Annotated in this window: 14 protein-coding genes; 7 read left to right on the top strand and 7 right to left on the bottom strand. The window is 40.6% G+C overall.

Annotation, left to right across the window (positions count from 1 at the left end; translation table 11 throughout):
* Positions 1-290: 290 nt before the first annotated feature.
* From secDF to asnB, 5 genes are all read right to left on the bottom strand, one after another.
* Positions 291-3,293, bottom strand: a complete 3,003-nt coding sequence (gene secDF, locus G529_RS0109060; RefSeq protein ID WP_026915225.1) for a protein translocase subunit SecDF — start codon at positions 3,291-3,293, stop codon at positions 291-293.
* Positions 3,294-3,460: 167 nt separating this feature from the next.
* The gene (gene mdh, locus G529_RS0109055) at positions 3,461-4,387 is read right to left on the bottom strand and encodes a malate dehydrogenase (protein ID WP_026915224.1); all 927 of its coding nucleotides are present in this window, start codon (positions 4,385-4,387) and stop codon (positions 3,461-3,463) included.
* Positions 4,388-4,481: 94 nt separating this feature from the next.
* Positions 4,482-5,465, bottom strand: coding sequence for a DUF6588 family protein (locus tag G529_RS0109050; RefSeq protein WP_157514596.1), 984 nt, complete (start codon positions 5,463-5,465; stop codon positions 4,482-4,484).
* Positions 5,466-5,591: 126 nt separating this feature from the next.
* Positions 5,592-7,532 (bottom strand): DNA topoisomerase (ATP-hydrolyzing) subunit B, encoded by a 1,941-nt coding sequence (gyrB, locus tag G529_RS0109045; RefSeq protein ID WP_026915222.1) that lies wholly within the window; start codon positions 7,530-7,532, stop codon positions 5,592-5,594.
* Between the two features lie 182 nt (positions 7,533-7,714).
* On the bottom strand, positions 7,715-9,319 hold the full coding sequence (gene asnB / locus G529_RS0109040; protein WP_026915221.1) for an asparagine synthase B: 1,605 nt from the start codon (positions 9,317-9,319) through the stop codon (positions 7,715-7,717).
* 259 nt (positions 9,320-9,578) lie between these two features.
* Between asnB and G529_RS0109035 the strand changes: the two genes are divergently transcribed.
* Entirely contained in the window at positions 9,579-10,157 is a 579-nt protein-coding gene (locus G529_RS0109035; protein WP_026915220.1) for a DUF2911 domain-containing protein, read from the top strand.
* A gap of 51 nt (positions 10,158-10,208) precedes the next feature.
* Here the strand turns inward: G529_RS0109035 and G529_RS0109030 are convergent, their stop codons facing one another.
* Complete coding sequence (locus G529_RS0109030; RefSeq protein ID WP_026915219.1) at positions 10,209-10,841, bottom strand: 7-carboxy-7-deazaguanine synthase QueE; 633 nt, start codon at positions 10,839-10,841, stop codon at positions 10,209-10,211.
* A gap of 114 nt (positions 10,842-10,955) precedes the next feature.
* Here G529_RS0109030 and G529_RS0109025 point away from each other — a divergent pair, with 114 nt between their 5' ends.
* The 6 genes from G529_RS0109025 (at position 10,956) to G529_RS0109000 (ending at position 16,284) form a co-directional block, all read left to right on the top strand.
* The gene (locus G529_RS0109025) at positions 10,956-12,221 is read left to right on the top strand and encodes a D-alanyl-D-alanine carboxypeptidase/D-alanyl-D-alanine-endopeptidase (RefSeq protein WP_157514595.1); all 1,266 of its coding nucleotides are present in this window, start codon (positions 10,956-10,958) and stop codon (positions 12,219-12,221) included.
* A gap of 49 nt (positions 12,222-12,270) precedes the next feature.
* Positions 12,271-13,323 (top strand): S66 peptidase family protein, encoded by a 1,053-nt coding sequence (locus G529_RS0109020; RefSeq protein ID WP_026915217.1) that lies wholly within the window; start codon positions 12,271-12,273, stop codon positions 13,321-13,323.
* Positions 13,320-14,843 carry a helicase HerA-like domain-containing protein gene (locus G529_RS0109015; RefSeq protein WP_026915216.1) on the top strand — a complete coding sequence of 508 codons (1,524 nt, stop codon included), beginning with the start codon at positions 13,320-13,322 and terminating at the stop codon, positions 14,841-14,843. Before G529_RS0109020 ends, G529_RS0109015 begins: the two co-directional genes overlap by 4 nt.
* Before the next feature lie 14 nt (positions 14,844-14,857).
* Positions 14,858-15,415 (top strand): hypothetical protein, encoded by a 558-nt coding sequence (locus tag G529_RS0109010; protein WP_026915215.1) that lies wholly within the window; start codon positions 14,858-14,860, stop codon positions 15,413-15,415.
* A gap of 1 nt (position 15,416) precedes the next feature.
* Positions 15,417-16,013, top strand: coding sequence for an inorganic diphosphatase (locus G529_RS0109005; protein ID WP_026915214.1), 597 nt, complete (start codon positions 15,417-15,419; stop codon positions 16,011-16,013).
* Between the two features lie 73 nt (positions 16,014-16,086).
* Positions 16,087-16,284 carry a hypothetical protein gene (locus G529_RS0109000; protein WP_026915213.1) on the top strand — a complete coding sequence of 66 codons (198 nt, stop codon included), beginning with the start codon at positions 16,087-16,089 and terminating at the stop codon, positions 16,282-16,284.
* Between the two features lie 69 nt (positions 16,285-16,353).
* On the opposite strand, the gene ftsZ is transcribed toward G529_RS0109000, so the two are convergent.
* Positions 16,354-18,345, bottom strand: coding sequence for a cell division protein FtsZ (gene ftsZ / locus G529_RS0108995; RefSeq protein WP_026915212.1), 1,992 nt, complete (start codon positions 18,343-18,345; stop codon positions 16,354-16,356).
* Positions 18,346-18,354 lie beyond the last annotated feature (9 nt).

The raw sequence follows: 18,354 nt of genomic DNA, 5'->3' as shown, positions 1-18,354 counted from the left end.
AACTCACATAATTTGAACTAAAGAATTCTTAAGCTTCAGATTTCCGAGGATTGGACAGTGCCACGACAGACTGCTTCATTCGGAATAGCTTTAAGCTATTCTGCTCTAAAACGTCTTCAGTTTGGATCATATATAAACTGAAATTATGGGTAATTCTATGAATCCAAAAAATTCCGGAGAAATCCTGAACAAAAGCTTCCGCAGTGATTCTGAACAAAAGCTTCCGCAGTGATTCTGAACAAAAAAGGCTTCCAAATTGGAAGCCTTTTAAATACAAAAAATATTAGTTTTTAAACCGTTGTCGCCTCTTCAGCAACTGGCTTTTTCTTAGACTCTAAAGAGGACTTTTTCTTTACGCTATCGAACATGACCGGAGTGGCAATGAAAAGCGAAGAATAAGTACCTACGATCACACCAATAATCAATGCGAACATAAACCCTCGAATGCTTTCTCCACCAAAGATAAAGATTGCAAGGAGTACAACCAATGTAGTAAGCGAGGTGTTTAGAGTTCTGCTCAATGTACTGTTAAGTGCTGCATTCACAGTCTTTCCTAATGGCCATGTAGAATGCTCATTTACAAATTCACGAATTCTATCGAACACTACCACGGTATCATTCAGGGAGTAACCAATTACGGTTAAGATTGCCGCTATAAAAGCCTGATCAATTTCCATGTTGAACGGCATCACTTTGTATAGTAAGGAGAAGATTCCCAGTACTACCAACACATCGTGAAATACTGCAGTCACCGCACCTAAACTGAATTGCCATTTTCTAAATCTTAATAAGATATAAAGGAATACCACGATCAAAGATCCTAATACCGCCCAGAATGAAGCGTTCTTGATATCATCTGCAATAGTCGCACCTACTTTCATAGATTGCATTACACCAACTTCCTTATCGTCTGCTCCATCTACGAACTGTTCGTAAGAGATATCTGCTGGCAGATAAGATCCAAGCGCGTCAAATAGAGATCTCTGGATCTCTTCATCCACTTCTGCACCTTCCTGGTCCACTTTATATTTCGTAGTGATCTTTAGCTGATTATCCGGACCAAAAGTTTTAGCTTCTGCACTTCCAAATACTTGAGCAAGATCCTTTTCTACAGCCGTAGGATTTACATCCTCCGCAAATCTCACCGTATAAGTTCTTCCTCCAACAAAATCTACTCCTTCGTTAAGACCCTGCGTAAACAATGAACCTAAACTAACCACAATAAATATTCCCGACACGATATAAGCGATCTTTCTCTTCTTAAGAAAGTCGATATTCATGTTCGTGAAAAGATTCTTGGTCATGGAAGTTGCGAAATCCAAAGATTTACCTCTCGTTCCATATCCGTCAATAAACAATCTGGTAATAAAGATTGCTGTAAATAAAGAGGTAGCAATACCAATTAATAAGGTAGTTGCAAAACCTTTGATAGGACCAGTTCCTAATAAGAATAAGATAAGACCTGTAAGACCAGTAGTGATATTGGCATCAAGAATAGAAGACAATGCATTTCTAAATCCATCGGCAATGGCTTCCTTTTGAGTTTTACCTTTTGCAAGTTCTTCCTTGATACGTTCAAAGATAAGCACGTTCGCATCTACAGACATACCAATAGTCAACACAATACCGGCGATACCAGGCAGTGTTAGGACAGCTCCAAGTCCGGCAAGAATTCCAAAGATGAATAAGATGTTTACAATAAGGGCGATATCTGCATAAACCCCTGCTTTACCATAATAAAGGATCATCCAAAGTAATACCAGGATAAGTGCGATACCAAATGACATTATACCACTGTCGATCGCTTCCTGACCAAGAGAGGGACCTACAACCTCACTCTGAATAATATCTGCAGAAGCTGGTAATTTACCCGCTCTAAGTACGTTAGCTAAATCCTGACCTTCAGTAATGGTGAAATCACCAGTGATCTCACTTCTACCTCCAGCAATCGCACCGGTAGAAACACCAGGTGCAGAATATACGATGTTATCAAGAACAATCGCGATCTGGCTTTGTTCAGCAGAAGCTTTACCTGTCATGTTTTCCCAGATCTTAGCTCCGGTTCCATCCATTTGCATGCTTACTGCGATACGTCCTAATTGATCGTAAGTTTGCTGTGCATCTGTGATCACACCTCCACTAAGTGGTGGCTCCATGTTACGATTACCTTTTAATGCATATAATGCAGCAGTCTCTGTATCCTCATCTGCAACACCCCAAACAAATTTAGCATAACGCATTTCTGAAGGAAGTAATGATCTTACCTGCGGCATTTGAAGGTAATCCATTACCTGCGCAGTATCCTGAACATTGAAGTTCGCAAGAACTGGCCCACCCTGAAAACCTGGAGAAGCCATTAGATCAAACAACGGGTTATTTCCTGTTTCAACGCTGGTACTGTCTTCAGCATCAGCTAGCAGATCATCGATCTCATTATCTCCTGAAGTTGCTGATGAATCTATTTCTTCTTCGGAAGTAACCTCCTCAGACTTTTTCATTTCAGCAAGACGGTTGTTCGCCTGAACCAGGAATCCACCTAGCTCGTTACTTTTATAAGTATGCCAGAATTCAAGTTGTGCAGTAGACTGCAGCAAATTCTTCACCCTGCTGATATCTTTAGCTCCTGGTAATTCAACAAGGATTCTTCCTGAATTTCCTAAACGCTGAATGTTTGGCTGAGTTACACCAAACTTATCGATACGCTTTCTTAATACTTCAAAAGCTGAAGTAATGGATTCGTCAATTTTCTGTCTTATGATTGGCTCAACTTCTTCATTGCTCATGTTGAAATTGATTTCGCTGCTTAATGCTTTGTTGGCAAATACATCAGGAGATGCAAGCTTAGCATTTGGGATGTTATTGAAAGCCTCGAAGAAAAGATCTACATAATTTTCCTGGCTATCAGTTTGAGCAGCATCTGCTTCAGCAATAGCCTTTCTGAATGCCGGATCCTGAGAGTCATTCGCCAGTCCGCTTAAAATATCTCTAACCGAAATTTGAAGAATCACATTGATACCTCCTTTAAGGTCCAATCCTTTGTTCAGTTCTTTGTCTTTCGCTGAATCATAAGTGATCCCGGCAATAATTTCATTGTCTCCAATAGAATCAAGATATCTTGCTTCTGCCTGGTCACGAAGTTCTGAGTAGTTTTCTACATCCTCGCCTACTTTCTGTATGGCAAATTCTTCAGCATCACTCTCAACGTTGTTTGTCAAAAAAGTAAATGACAACTGGTACAAACATACCAGCCCAAACAAAATTGCAAAAACTTTAATCAGTCCTTTATTCTGCATTATTCCTCAAATTATTGATTATTAGGTCTATTTTAAAAACGGACAAATATAGGACTTCATAATTCAAATCCCAATATTTTTTTTTGGATAATTTTAACTTTTAAAAGCATCAAAAAAGCCACATAAAATGTGGCTTTAGCGTATAGTCAGAAAAATTTATTACAGACTTAAACGTCTAGCAATCCGTTGGTCTTTTTCACTCCTTCGGCACTTTCTTTCATCTTATTTTTCTCAGCATCATTAAGCTCGATCTCAACGATTTTTTCGATACCGTTCTTACCTAAAATAACAGGCACACCAATACAAAGATCGCTTAATCCATACTCACCTTCCAGCAATGCAGAACATGGGAACATTTTCTTTTGATCACAAGCGATTGCCTGTACAAGTCCAGATACTGCAGCACCTGGCGCATACCATGCACTGGTTCCCAGCAGCTTGGTCAATGTAGCTCCACCAACCTTTGTATCTTCTGAAACCTGGTCAAGACGATCTGATTCCAGAAATGCTGATACAGGCACAGAATTTCTTGTAGCCAAGCGAGTTAATGGCACCATTCCAGTATCGCTGTGTCCACCAATTACCATCCCGTCAACATCAGACGGAGGGCATTCCAGGGCTTCACTTAACCTATACTTAAAACGAGCGCTGTCTAATGCTCCACCCATTCCAATGATCTTATTCTTTGGAAGTCCCGTAGTTTTATGAACCAGGTAAGTCATGGTGTCCATTGGATTACTAACCACGATTAGGGTTACATCTGGAGAATGCTTGATCAAATTCGCAGATACTTCTTTTACGATTCCTGCATTGATCCCGATCAACTCTTCTCTGGTCATTCCTGGCTTACGAGGAATTCCACTAGTTATAACTGCTACGTCGCTATTTGCAGTCTTAGAGTAATCATTTGTACTTCCACTAATCTTGGTATCGAAACCGTTAAGTGTTGCCGTTTGCATTAAATCCATGGCTTTTCCTTCAGCGTATCCTTCTTTAATATCAAGCAATACTACTTCTGAAGCGAAATTTTTTATGGCTACATACTCTGCACAACTGGCACCAACTGCACCTGCTCCTACTATGGTAACTTTCATGTTAAAATTATATTTAATTTCTATTAATATCGACTGCGAAATTACGAATTACGATGCAGTTTTAATAATAAGGAATGGTTAAATCAGTTTCAGCCTAAAGCAGGAAGTGTAATCCAACGTTCAGATTTACAAACTTTCCGGCAGTAGCCATGGTACTCACTTTGAAACTGTTGAAATATAGATTAAAACCAATATCTCCTTTAAACTGAGCCTGTGAATCATTAAGCCTTGAAATCTCGTTATTGACCAGATCCAGTGCCAGACCGCTGCCTCCAAATTCATATTCAAAGTCTGATTGTGCCACACCAAGTGCTCCAAAGATTTCAAAGTTTTCGTATTTCTTGGATGCCATCACCTCAGCCATCCAAACTCCGGAACTTACATCGATCAAATTAAGATTAAGGAGATTAGGTACTGAAATTTGCTCAAATTCGTACTTCACATCAAAAATATCATACGCAACAATGGCGGCAACTTCCAGATCATCATCTCTTGTTCTTCTTCTGCCAAAATACTGACTCAAATTGTGCTTCAATCCGATGCCATAAGTACTAAACTCAGATCCACTTACCTCCAGGGCCGGCAAAGCTCTAACCCCCAGCTGAAAGCCCAAAGGCAATCCTACCGAAACCTGAGCAAAAGGATACATCAAAGCGCCTGTGTCTATACCTTCGATAGCCTGAAATGCGAATTCCTGACCAAGAAAGTTTCCATTGAACATTACATCTGTATCACTCCCAAATGCAGTTGGAACTACAGCCGCGTTGCCTCCACCAGCAATTGTAAGATTGGTAAAGTCATTATTATTTATGGTAAACTCCTTTTTACTCGAAGGAACAAACAAAGCATTAGCGTGCAGGGAAACATCCACCTTCCATGGCTCCAGTGCTTTGGCTGATGTAAACCAGCTTGCTGTCGCCTGGTATGCTGCGCTTTCTGCTGCAGGAGTAGCAAATCCATCTGCAATAAATAGAAGATCATCGATAATCTCCTGTCCTTCTGCAGGTACTGTTTGAGCATGCATCATTCCACCGCTAAAAATAGTGAGAACAAGCATTAAGATTTTAAATTTTTTCACTTGTATTGATTTAGGTTAAATTATAGGTGTTAGGGTTGGTAAATATAAGAGTCACACAAATATTAAACGAAAAAAACCCACACTTAGTTTTAGCGTGGGTTTAGATCATTATTATGTTAGAAAATACTAAGCATCAATATTGGCATATTTAGCATTCTTCTCGATAAATTCACGTCTTGGAGGAACTTCATCTCCCATCAACATGGAGAAAATCCTGTCTGCCTCACCTCCATTGTCGATATTTACCTGTCTTAGTTTTCTGAATTCCGGATCCATCGTGGTGTCCCACAACTGCTCGGCATTCATCTCCCCAAGACCCTTATACCTTTGGATCTGAACTCCACCGCTGTAACTTTCAGCGATTTCATCACGCTCTTTTTCGCTCCATGCGTATCGCTTCTTCTGCCCTTTTTTTACAAGATACAATGGTGGTGTTGCGATATAGATATGACCGTTTTCGATCAACTCTCGCATATACCTGAAAAAGAACGTTAGAATCAAAGTTTCAATGTGACTACCATCCACGTCGGCATCACACATAATTACTACTTTATGATATCTTAGTTTTGAAAGGTTCAAAGCTTTACTATCTTCTTCCGTTCCAATGGTTACCCCAAGCGCTGTATAAATATTCTTGATCTCCTCGTTATCAAATACGCGGTGAGACATCGCTTTTTCGACATTCAGAATTTTACCTCGCAATGGAAGGATCGCCTGAAACTTACGATCTCTACCCTGTTTGGCTGTTCCACCTGCCGAGTCTCCCTCCACAAGAAATACTTCGCATTGTGCCGGATCCTGCTCTGAGCAGTCTGATAATTTTCCAGGTAAGCCGCCTACACTCATGACGGTTTTACGCTGAACCATTTCACGGGCTTTTTTCGCAGCATTTCTCGCCTGCGCAGCAAGGATTACTTTCTGAACAATAGTTTTAGCATCGTTCGGGTTTTCTTCCAAATAATTCTCAAGCATTTCTGAAACTGCCTGAGACACTGCAGAGGTCACCTCACGGTTTCCTAATTTTGTTTTAGTCTGACCTTCAAATTGAGGTTCAGCAACTTTCACTGAAATGATCGCAGTCAATCCCTCACGGAAATCATCTCCGGTAATTTCAAACTTAACCTTATCCAGAAGCCCGGAAGCATCTGCATATTTCTTAAGAGTGGTGGTAAGACCACGTCTAAACCCTGAAAGGTGAGTTCCACCTTCATGAGTATTAATATTGTTTACATAAGAGTGAAGATTCTCATTAAAAGAGGTATTATAGATCATAGCAACCTCAACAGGAATGTCATTCTTCTCACCTTCCATGGAGATCACATCTCCAATAATTGGATCTCGGTTGCCGTCCAGAAATTTTATGAATTCCTTTAAGCCCTCTTCAGAATGAAAATTATCCTGAACATACTCTCCGTTTTCTTCCTTATTCCTTTTATCTGTAAGACTGATCCTTATACCCTTATTCAGAAATGCCAATTCGCGCATACGACTGGCCAAAGTATCATAATTATATTCCAGGGTTTGCTGAAAGATACTTGGATCTGGCTTAAATGTCACGATAGTTCCACTAAGCTCAGTTTCCCCTACCGGTTTCACAGGATACATTGGCTTTCCAATCTCGTATTCCTGCTCCCAGATTTGATTATCCCTGTAAACAGTAGCTTTTAAATGAGTTGAAAGCGCATTCACACAGCTAACTCCAACCCCGTGAAGACCACCGGAAACCTTATAAGAATCCTTATCGAATTTACCACCGGCACCAATTTTGGTCATTACCACCTGTAATGCTGAAACGCCCTCTTTCTTATGCATGTCTATCGGGATTCCCCTACCATTATCTTCTACGGTTATGGAATTATCCTCATTGATAGTCACTTTTATATTGTCACAGTGTCCGGCAAGAGCCTCATCTATAGAGTTATCAACAACCTCATACACCAGGTGATGCAGTCCTCGAACACCGGTATCTCCAATATACATGGAAGGCCGCATTCGAACATGCTCCATCCCCTCCAATGCCTGAATACTGTCGGCAGAATAATTATGTTTCTTAGCTTCTTCGCTCATATTATGCTAATTAATTTTATCTCTTTTGGATAACGAACAAATATAACAATTCGCATACTTTTAACAGGTTACAGACCTGCGCTCAGGCTTGAAGTTATCAACAAATTATGTGGAAAAACCCGAAATGTTTAAGAATATTTTCACATTTCGGGTTTTGAGCTAATTCAGATATTTTTTGAGGTTTATACGGCAACTTTCTTCATACCGGGAGCGACATGAGTTTCATTGGCTCTTCCGCTAGGATCCAGATCTTTCTGCCACTTCGGAATCCACCTTTTTACAGTCTTTGCTGCAGAATCCTGTGGGAAGTGCTCCTGAAAGATCTCGCGGTAGAAATAAGCTTCCTTGGTCGCTGGAGTATTCACCGGGAATTTTGTAGCTGCAGTTTGCATTTGTACATCTGTTACCTGCTCTGAAGCATATTCTATTAACTGGTCGATCCAGTTGTAACCTACTCCATCACTAAACTGTTCTTTCTGTCTCCACAATACTTCCTTTGGAAGAAAAGGCTCTTCAGGAGTATCGAATGCTTTTCTTAAAATATACTTTTCCACTCCATCATAAGTAACCGGCATTTTTTCTTCAGGAACTATTTCCATAGCGGTCTTTAAGAATGCCTTATCCAGAAAAGGCACCCGTGCTTCAAGACCATGAGCCATCGTTGATTTATCTGCTCTCAGGCAATCTGCAGTAGCCAGTCGCTGTACTCTTCTAATGGTCTCTTTCTGAAATTCTTCCGCAGAAGGAGCATTTTTGAAATACAGGTATCCACCCAGAATCTCGTCTGATCCTTCTCCAGACAATACTACTTTTATCCCTTTTTCAGCAATAGCTTTGGAAAGAAAATACATTGGGGTACTGGCTCTAATGGAAGTGACATCATAGGTTTCGAGATGCCACACAAGTTTTTTAAGAATAGAGATCCCTTCCTCTACGGTGAAATGAATTTCATGATGTTCAGTTCCCAGAAAGTCTGCAACTTTACGTGCTGCAATAAGATCTGGTGCCGCTTCATCCAATCCAATAGAGAAGGAATGCAAAGTCTGGCCACTATCTTTCATTAGCCTCGCCGCAATAGAACTTGTTAATGAAGAATCGAGTCCACCACTAAGCAATACACCAAGCGGCACATCTGCCATAAGTCTTTTTCTGGTCGCTTCGATCAAACTTTCACGTAGTTTTTTAAGATCTGCCGGCTGCGTGGCAACTTCAGCATCAAACCAATCTGGAGAATAATATCTTACAAACCCGGTTTCTGGAGTATAATAATGCCCAGGAGGGAAAGCGTGAAATTCAATACAGCTGTCTGCAAGAGATTTCATTTCACTGGCAAACCACATGGCGCCAGTTTCATCCTTACCATAGTAAAGAGGTTTCACACCAATTGGATCCCTGGCGACCATAAAATCTTCACCATCTATGATGACAAAAGAAAAGACGCCATCCAATTTATCCACAAATTCGAGACCGTACTTTTCATACATGTGAACAATGACTTCAGAATCTCCTGTAGTTCTAAAAGTATGATCCTTAAGTTCATTATTTCTTAGCGACATGTGGTTATAAATCTCTCCATTGTGTACCATCCAGGCAGATTCAGTTCCTTGAATTGGCTGAATACCTGTGGTGAGATCTACGATTGAAAGGCGTTCGTGAGCTATCACGTAACCTTTTTCAGTAATTTTCAGTCCGCTTTCATCAGGGCCTCTATGAGACATTCTTTTTGAAAGATCAGCGATCTTCTTTTTGTCAAGATCTTTTCCGATAACTGCTAAAATTCCACACATGACTTATATTGTTTATTATTATGAGACAAATATGGGTCAATGCTATATAAATGAAAACGCAATTTTCAAAAGCAATTATAATTGAAAAGTTCTTCTGAAGAATTACATCTTAAAAGCAAGTACATCCCCCTAAAATTGAAACTTTTCTTCCATTTGTAAACTTGCACTAAAATTTTAACAGCTTGTTGGAGCTTCTTTAACAATTCACGCTTTTCTACATCTTATCTTTATACTTACTAAAATTCAAATATTTAGAATTATGAAAAAATTGATCATAGGTGGTTTAAGCGCAATGTTTTTCTTCGTTGCCAGTCCTATTAACGCACAGGATGACGATAAGGTGAACTATTCTAAGGAAGAACTTAAATTCTCCAAAGTAGACGCAAGTCCAATGGACCTCGCTTTGTACAGAGACAAAGATGATGCTGCAGTGGCAAGAGTTATTTATAGCCGACCACAAAAAAGAAATCGTGAGATTTTCGGTAAACTGGTACCTTATGGAGAGGTATGGAGAACTGGAGCGAACGAAGCCACCGAAGTAACTTTATATAAGGATATGAAAGTTGCAGATGCTACCATTAAAGCTGGAAATTACACTTTATACACTATTCCCGGAGAACAGGAATGGACCGTTATTCTTAATAGCAAAACCAATACATGGGGTTCTTATGAATATACAGATAAAGAGGACCAGGTAAGAATCAATGTGCCGGTAAGAAAGGCTCCTAATACGATCGAATCGCTATCGATGGCTTTTCAGGAAGCTAAAAATGGTGCAGACCTTCTTATTGGATGGGACAACAGCTACGTAAAAGTTCCATTTAAGAATGTGAACTAAGCTGAAGTACAGCAGCAAATAAATCAAAAACGCCCTTCACGGGCGTTTTTTTTATGGTATGTTTAAATACTTATGAGTTTGTAATGATACTTTCCATTTTGGATTTTCCATAACATAATCCACGATCATTGGGATCACCTTCTCCCGGTTACTCCATTCCGGCTGCAGATATAAGATACAATTTTCACTCACCCTGGCAGCCTGTTCTTCAGCAAATTGCAGGTCATGTTTATTAAAAACGATCACCTTAAGCTCGTTCGCCAAAGGATAGATCTCCTCCGTAGGTAATTTGATTTTTTTGGGTGAAAGACATATCCAGTCCCATGTTCCGGAAAGCTCATAAGCCCCGGAAGTCTCTATATGTATATCGCAACCTTGATTTTTAAGATTCTGGGTGAGCGCAGTCATGTCCCAGGTTAATGGTTCACCACCGGTAATTACAATAGTTTTGCTGTGGCGAGTGGCATTTTCAACAATCTCCCCGATATGGGTAGGTGGATGTGTAGAGGCATCCCAGCTTTCTTTCACATCACACCAGTGACAACCTACATCACAACCACCAATTCGTATAAAATACGCGGCCGTTCCCTTATGGAATCCTTCTCCCTGAATGGTATAAAATTCTTCCATTAGCGGAAGCATTATTCCTTTGTCAACCAGGCTTTTTGTCTCTTCTGAAATCATAGCCGGCAAAGATAATCATTATACTTCAGGATCAATAACCTTTGTTTTTGAGTTTCTGTTCCTTCTGTTTAATTCTGAAACCGATATACTTTATATTTAAAGCAAATATTTAATGTGCGGCTGAAGATCTTCATAGCAGTTTTGTTCGCCCTGGGTTTCATATCCTCCTGTGCTCCCGGTTTATCTCGAAGAACCGAAGCATTCGAGAAAGATCATCATGGATTTACCGGGATGATTTTGCTGGATGCTGCATCTGGTAAGGAACTATTTCAGTACAACGCTCACAAAACTTTCACTCCCGCTTCGAATACCAAAATACTCAGTCTATATGCTGCCATACATTTTCTGGATGACAGCATTCATACATTCAGATACAGAAATACGGAAGATTCGCTCATAGTTTCCGCCACCGGAGATCCGGGATTGCTAAATCCTGAATTCTCCTCGAGCGCAGCCCTGGAATTTCTACGGAATTCCAGGGATTCCATCTACTATCAAACAGCCAACTGGAAACAGGCGGCTTACGGTGCCGGCTGGAGCTGGGATGACTTTACTTACGCCTTCTCTCCTCAAATTTCTGCCATTCCTGTTTATGGAAATAATCTTAGCTTCAGTCAAAGCAACAAAGGTGTTATCATCTATCCGGGTATTTTTCAGGACAGCATTATATACAGTGATGTAGACAGGTTAAAAAAGTTGGAGGGCAGGAATCAATTTATGGTTCCGCAGAACATTCAGAAGCAGGATACTTTTCGTGTTCCTTTTGAAACTTCAGAAGAATTAAGCATTCAAATTCTTGAGCAGCAAACTGGACGATCTATTACAATGATTCCTCCTGGCCAAAAAGCCAGCAAGACCATCAAGTCCATCGCTTCCGACAGTCTTTACAAACAAATGATGCACCAGAGCGACAATCTCATTGCCGAACAATTGCTGGTCATGATTTCAGAAAAATTAACCGACACCATGAGCACACGAATTGCCATAGATCAAACCAGAAAGATGCTTTTGAACGATCTGCCAGACGAATTTCAATGGGCAGATGGTTCTGGATTGTCTAGGTATAACATGAACTCACCAGCTAACCTGGCAAACATTCTCCAACGCATCTGGAACAAAAAAACAGAGACCTGGATTACAGCCATTTTTCCCACCGCAGGAAAAGATGGAACCCTTGCAGATATATTAACAGACGAAAATGCATTTGTATTCGCCAAATCTGGCACTTTAAAAAATAATTATAGCCTTAGTGGTTATCTGAAAACAAATAGTGATCGACTGCTAATCTTCAGTATCATGAATTCCAATCACTTAGGTTCTGCTGAACAGATCAAGGCTGAAATTTCAAAGTTGTTAATCCATATTCGAAATAGATATTGAATTTTAGAAGTTCCAAATATTCCCTAATTTCGAGACAGTATACATACCTATGAAAAGACGCAATTTCGTTTACGGTCTGGGACTTGCAGGATTAAGCATTCCCTTTCAATCATTTTCAGCAGCTCCAAAGCCGCAACTTTTCGATAAGCAGAAACTAATTCCAAAAAAACTTTCTAAAGGTGATACTATCGGAATCGTTAGTCCTGCCGGAGCGATTTTTGACAGCGAACCTTATGAGATCGCCCGGGAAAATCTCGAAGGAATGGGATTAAAGGTGAAATTTGGAGAATTCGCCAAAGGCAGATACGGCCACCTGGGTGGAACCGATGAGCAACGTGCTTCAGAACTAAATCAAATGTTCGGTGATCCTGATATTAATGCGATCATTGCTCTTCGCGGAGGTGCCGGAGCTTCACGAATTCTGGACAAAATTGATTACGACCTAATTCAAAATAATCCGAAAATCTTTATAGGGTATAGCGATATTACCGCATTGCATCTGGCACTCTATGAAAAAACCGGACTGGTGACATTTCATGGACCAATGGCTAGCTCTTCCTGGAATGAATTCAATTACGAAATTTTCAGGACGCTTCTATTTGAAGGAGATATGATTGAGTATGCCAATCCTCAAAATCACAATTTACTGGAAGTGCAAACCAGTAATAGAATTAGAACTATTCATCCTGGTACCGCGAAAGGAGAATTACTTGGCGGAAACCTATCTGTATTAACAGCCATCATGGGAACTCCTTACTTCCCTGGGAACTGGTCTAATAAGATCCTGTATCTCGAAGATATTGGAGAAAAGATCTATGCTGTAGACAGGATGATGTCCCAACTCAAACTTGGCGGTATCCTTGAGCAGGTCTCAGGATTTGTCTTTGGAAAATGTACTGGCTGTGATCCCGGTGGAAGCGGTTATGGCTCACTTACCATGGAAGAAGTCATAGATCACTATATCAAACCACTGAAGATCCCTGCATTCTCAGGCGCAATGATTGGTCATATAGATGACAACAGCACGATCCCGAATGGAATTGAAGCTGAGGTGAATAGTAAAAATGGTACCATAACATTATTAAAATCTGCAGTAAGATGACCACAACAGAAAAATTCGTAGATCATATATCTTCAGAATACACTACAAAAGGCGACTATATATATCTGGGTGCAGGTATGCTGGAAGAACAGGTTTTTGCGAGTGCGCCGGTAAAGGTTCCATTAAAAACCATGAACCGGCACGGATTGATCGCCGGTGCTACCGGAACCGGAAAGTCGAAAACGCTCCAAATCCTGGCAGAAAATCTATCTCAGAAGGGAGTTCCGGTATTACTAATGGATGTAAAGGGTGATCTTAGCGGGATTGCCAAAGCTTCAGATGGCGCGACATTTATAGATGAACGACATGAGAAACTCGGTTTCCCTTATAATCCTGCTGCTGCACCTGTAGAAATGCTCAGTCTTTCAGAACAGGACGGCGTAAGACTAAGAGCAACAGTCAGTGAATTTGGCCCGGTACTCTTATCAAGAATTTTGGATCTGAATGATACTCAATCCGGTATCATGGCGATCATTTTTAAATACTGCGACGACAATCATCTTCCACTTCTGGATCTTAAGGATCTTAAAAAGATGCTTCAGTATACTACTGAAGAAGGTAAGGAAGAAATTAGCAAGGAATATGGAAGAATTTCCAGCGCTTCCACCGGTGCTATTCTTCGGAAGATCGTGGCACTGGAACAACAAGGTGCAGAGTTGTTTTTTGGTGAAAAGTCTTTCGAAGTAAATGATCTCCTAAGAAAAACCTCAGATGGCAAAGGTTATGTAAATATTTTGAGACTTACCGATATACAGGACAGGCCAAAATTGTTCTCTACATTCATGCTGTCGCTGCTTGCTGAAATTTACTCAAGTTTCCCAGAGAAAGGCGATATGGATAAGCCGGAACTCGTTTTATTTATAGATGAAGCACATTTAATTTTTGATGAAGCTTCAGATGCATTACTTGATCAAATTGAAAGTATCGTAAAACTGATACGATCCAAGGGTGTCGGGCTCTACTTCGTGACACAGAATCCGGCCGATGTACCTGAAGAAGTTTTGGGACAATTGGGACTGAAAATTCAGCATGCTTTAAGGGCTTTTACCGCCAAAGACCGAAAGGCCATCAAACTTGCTGCTGAAAATTATCCTATTTCTGAATTTTACGATACCAAAAATATGCTTACCTCGTTAGGTATTGGGGAAGCCATGGTTTCAGCCTTAGACGAAAAAGGAAGACCTTCTCCACTGGTAGCGACCATGTTGCGCGCACCAATGAGCAGAATGGACATATTAACTGATTCAGAATTGAGACAAATCAACAAAAATTCTGAACTTGTCCAGAAATATAATGAGGAAATCGATCGCGAAAGTGCTTATGAGATCTTAAATAAAAAGATCGAAGAGGCAGAAGGTGAAGAAGCCAGACAACAGGCCAAAGAACAACGCGAGAAAGTAACTAAAACCAGTTCCCGTCGTAAAAGCAAAAGCTCTCGCGAAGGTGCGATCATCAAAGTACTCACCAGTGCAACTTTTATACGCGGCGTGATGGGAATATTGAATAAAATTTTAAAATAAAGGAACTCGAATTTATGTATAAAAAAGCTTTTATCTTTCTAGGCCTTTGTGCCGCGATGGTATCATGTACAAGTGATGAAGAAAATCCATTTCTCATTACTCCAACACAAGTGGGACCTTTGAAAAAGGAAGTTAAGATCAATCAACTGGACAGCATTTTTAAAAATGACAGTATTGTAAGACAAACTAGTGGTCCGCAGGACTTTCGTTCTACAGATGAGATCAAGATTTTCGGCGAAGATGGTGCAGCCCTGATGAGCCTGGAACCACTTCAGGAATTTGACTCTACCAGTACCATTGGATACATTCGCATACTAGATGCACGATATGAGACAAAGAACGGACTTAATGTGAATAGCACCTTCAAGGATATCATGGAGAACTATACGATCTCAAGGATCGAGAATACCATCAACTCTGCAGTAGTATTTCTGGATGAGATCAATGCCTACATTACCATAGACAAAGCACAATTACCGTCTAATCTTCGCTATGATACAGATAGCAAGATCATGGCTTCACAAATTCCAGATGATGCCAAGATAAAGTACTTTATGATCTACTGGAACTAGCATGAAAAGGCAGCTGCTTCTTCTTATTTTGATATTGGTTGCCTCCTGCAAGTCTGGACAGGACTTGCTATCCACCAGCTTACTTTCAAAAGATGGGAATTACCAGGCCATTATAGAAATTCCGGCAGGCACCAATGCCAAGGTTGAATACGACAAGGATTTAAGACGTTTCAATACGTCCCTTCGGCAAGGACAGGAGAGGATCATAGATTTTCTGGCTTATCCGGCAAATTACGGGTTCATCCCGTCCACATATTCAGATCCTGTGAATGGTGGAGACGGTGATGCACTGGATATCATGCTCCTTAGTAGCACCCTAGACTCTGGAACGGTCGTGGAATTTATCCCTATTGGTATGATCAAACTCATAGATGCCGGGGAAGAAGACTTTAAAATTATAGCTATTCCCGCTCGCAAAGAATTCAGGACCATCCAGGCTGAAAATTACCAACAGCTGTTGGACCAATATCCCGGTGCAGTAAACATCCTGGAAACCTGGTTTGCTCATTATGACCTTGAGGATCATACAGAGATCCAGGGTTGGGGCGATGAAACAGAAGCGATACGGGAAATAGAAAGGTTGAGGGTAAAATTGTAAAGTTTGTTAATTCTAATTTCCAATTAATTTAAATAGATACTTTTATTATTGATAACCAATAATTTAATGCATTATGATTAAAGTCTTAGCAATGATTATGACTATTGGCGGTGCGATTGCACTGGTAATGGGCGTTTTAGGGATATTTGGAAGCGTGGCACTAATGCTTAGCCCCTGGGCTCTTACCATCCTTGGATTCGTATTCTTTGTAGCAGGAATTTCCATGCTGAAATACCGCAGAGATACCGATGAAGTTCCAGTACGAAAGTAATTAGTTCGCAAATTCTGAACATAAAAAAAAGCTGCCTTATGGCAGCTTTTTGTTTGATTACAGAAATCATTAGTCAACATTGTCATGAAGGAAAGAGTTGTTCTTTCTAAAATGTAGTTCATTGTTATCATCCTGCTCTATACTGGTTCGGGATAATTTACCTTCACCAGGCTTCGCATTGTTCAGCTCAATTCCAGCCCTTTTGTATGCCGGCTGCTTTTCGATCTCATCGATCTGTGCTGAACCAGTTCTAAACTTATAATTGAACTCCTTCATTTTTGCTTTACGCTCCGCTGTACGTTGACGCACGACTTCAGAAGAAATTGGATTGTCAAAGGGATCGTGCTCGTCATTCTCATATTCTCTTGAAGGAGCAGGAGCCACGGTCTTCTTCTCAAAAGCCACCGTTTCGTCCTTCTCTTCTTCTTTTTCAGGAGCCTTTGAACTTTCAAGTCTTTGCTCTATCTCCATGTAATCATCAAGACTGTATCGCTTTACTCCCGTAGCAGAATTTTCGGTTACCGGAACTATCTCTACATGTTCGTTCACTCGAATATTTCTGGCAGACTCTTCTTCCTCATCACTTAGAGAATGGCGCTTTACCTCTTCCTTCTTTTCTGAAAACTGTTTTTTTTCCTCCTTCTGATTCATTGGAATATCGAAAGTGAACATGAATTGTTCTTCGTTTTCAGACTTTCCTTCTTCAGATTCTTTAAAGTTTTCGGTATCCAGTGTTTCCGAAGTATCATTGATGATAAATTCTTCTGGATTCACTTCCTCATAAATAACATCCAGTTTTCTTGCAAAATCTGGTGTTTTATAGATGTCTTCTATTTTCTTCTGAATTTTGCCTACCTCATCTACTTCCTCCACATTTTCATCCAGGGTATGAATGATCTTTTCTTCCTTTTTAGGAGCTTCAAATTCTATCTGAGCATCCTCTATATCATCATTCTTTTCCGGAGTCACTTCAGAAATAGAACCAGTTCGCTTGGCGATTAATTCCTGTTCGGCTCTCTGCTCGTCTTCAAGGGTATGAATGATCTTTTTAGATTCAGTATTTGTGATCTCGTTTTGCTGTTCTACATCGAAACCAGTAGCGATGATAGTTACAGCAATAGAGTCCTCCAGGGATTCATCTTCGCCTACACCCATAATAATGTTTGCGCTGTGCCCTGCTTCCAGTTGAATATGGTCATTGATTTCACCAATCTCGTCGATCGTGATCTCCTCGTTGCCAGATACAATAAGCAGTAATACATTTTTGGCACCGGTGATCTTATTGTCGTTCAATAATGGTGAATCAAGCGCTTTCATGATAGCATCTGTAGCTCTGCTGGCTCCTGAAGCAGTTGCAGAACCCATGATAGCAGTACCAGAATTACTCAGTACTGTCTTCGCATCGCGAAGGTCAATATTCTGAGTATAGTGATGCGTGATTACTTCTGCAATTCCTCTGGACGCAGTTGCCAGCACCTCATCAGCTTTTGAGAATCCGGCTTTAAAACCAAGATTTCCATAGACTTCACGAAGTTTGTTATTATTGATCACGATGAGCGAATCTACGTGCTTACGCAGTCTTTCGACTCCTAACTGTGCCTGTTCGTTTCTGTTTCTTCCCTCGAATTGAAATGGAATGGTTACGATTCCCACCGTAAGAATATCCAGTTCCTTTGCCTGTTTCGCAATGATTGGAGCAGCACCGGTCCCGGTACCACCACCCATACCAGCCGTGATAAAGATCATCTTGGTATTGGTATCCAACATTTGCTTGATTTCCTCAAAGCTTTCTACTGCCGCTTTCTCACCGATCTCCGGGTTTGCCCCTGCTCCAAGTCCTTCAGTTAAAGTTACACCTAACTGAATCTTGTTGGGCACCGAACTGTTCTCCAAAGCCTGGGAGTCGGTATTACAAACAACAAAATCAACCCCTTTTATTCCTGCCTGGAACATATGGTTAATGGCGTTGCTTCCTCCTCCTCCTACTCCAATCACTTTGATGACGTTCGATTGGTTCTTTGGTAAATCGAATGAGATGTCTCCAAATTCTGTACTGCTCATAAACTCTGT

It is taken from the genome of Christiangramia portivictoriae DSM 23547, assembly GCF_000423045.1.
Taxonomy (GTDB): domain Bacteria; phylum Bacteroidota; class Bacteroidia; order Flavobacteriales; family Flavobacteriaceae; genus Christiangramia; species Christiangramia portivictoriae.
The sequence above is the reverse complement of the archived record's forward strand: the minus strand, read 5'-3'. Positions and strand labels throughout refer to the sequence as shown.

Bases quoted from the DNA above. Each gene is read 5' to 3' on its own strand.
- G529_RS0109005 (WP_026915214.1), top strand. From the start codon at position 15,417: ATGAAAAGGCAGCTGCTTCTTCTTATTTTGATATTGGTTGCCTCCTGC.
- asnB (WP_026915221.1), bottom strand. From the start codon at position 9,319: ATGTGTGGAATTTTAGCAGTTATCGGAAAAGATCTTGACAAAAAGAAG.
- G529_RS0109015 (WP_026915216.1), top strand. From the start codon at position 13,320: ATGACCACAACAGAAAAATTCGTAGATCATATATCTTCAGAATACACT.
- ftsZ (WP_026915212.1), bottom strand. From the start codon at position 18,345: ATGAGCAGTACAGAATTTGGAGACATCTCATTCGATTTACCAAAGAAC.
- G529_RS0109010 (WP_026915215.1), top strand. From the start codon at position 14,858: ATGTATAAAAAAGCTTTTATCTTTCTAGGCCTTTGTGCCGCGATGGTA.
- G529_RS0109020 (WP_026915217.1), top strand. From the start codon at position 12,271: ATGAAAAGACGCAATTTCGTTTACGGTCTGGGACTTGCAGGATTAAGC.
- G529_RS0109035 (WP_026915220.1), top strand. From the start codon at position 9,579: ATGAAAAAATTGATCATAGGTGGTTTAAGCGCAATGTTTTTCTTCGTT.
- gyrB (WP_026915222.1), bottom strand. From the start codon at position 7,532: ATGAGCGAAGAAGCTAAGAAACATAATTATTCTGCCGACAGTATTCAG.
- G529_RS0109030 (WP_026915219.1), bottom strand. From the start codon at position 10,841: ATGATTTCAGAAGAGACAAAAAGCCTGGTTGACAAAGGAATAATGCTT.
- secDF (WP_026915225.1), bottom strand. From the start codon at position 3,293: ATGCAGAATAAAGGACTGATTAAAGTTTTTGCAATTTTGTTTGGGCTG.
- mdh (WP_026915224.1), bottom strand. From the start codon at position 4,387: ATGAAAGTTACCATAGTAGGAGCAGGTGCAGTTGGTGCCAGTTGTGCA.
- G529_RS0109000 (WP_026915213.1), top strand. From the start codon at position 16,087: ATGATTAAAGTCTTAGCAATGATTATGACTATTGGCGGTGCGATTGCA.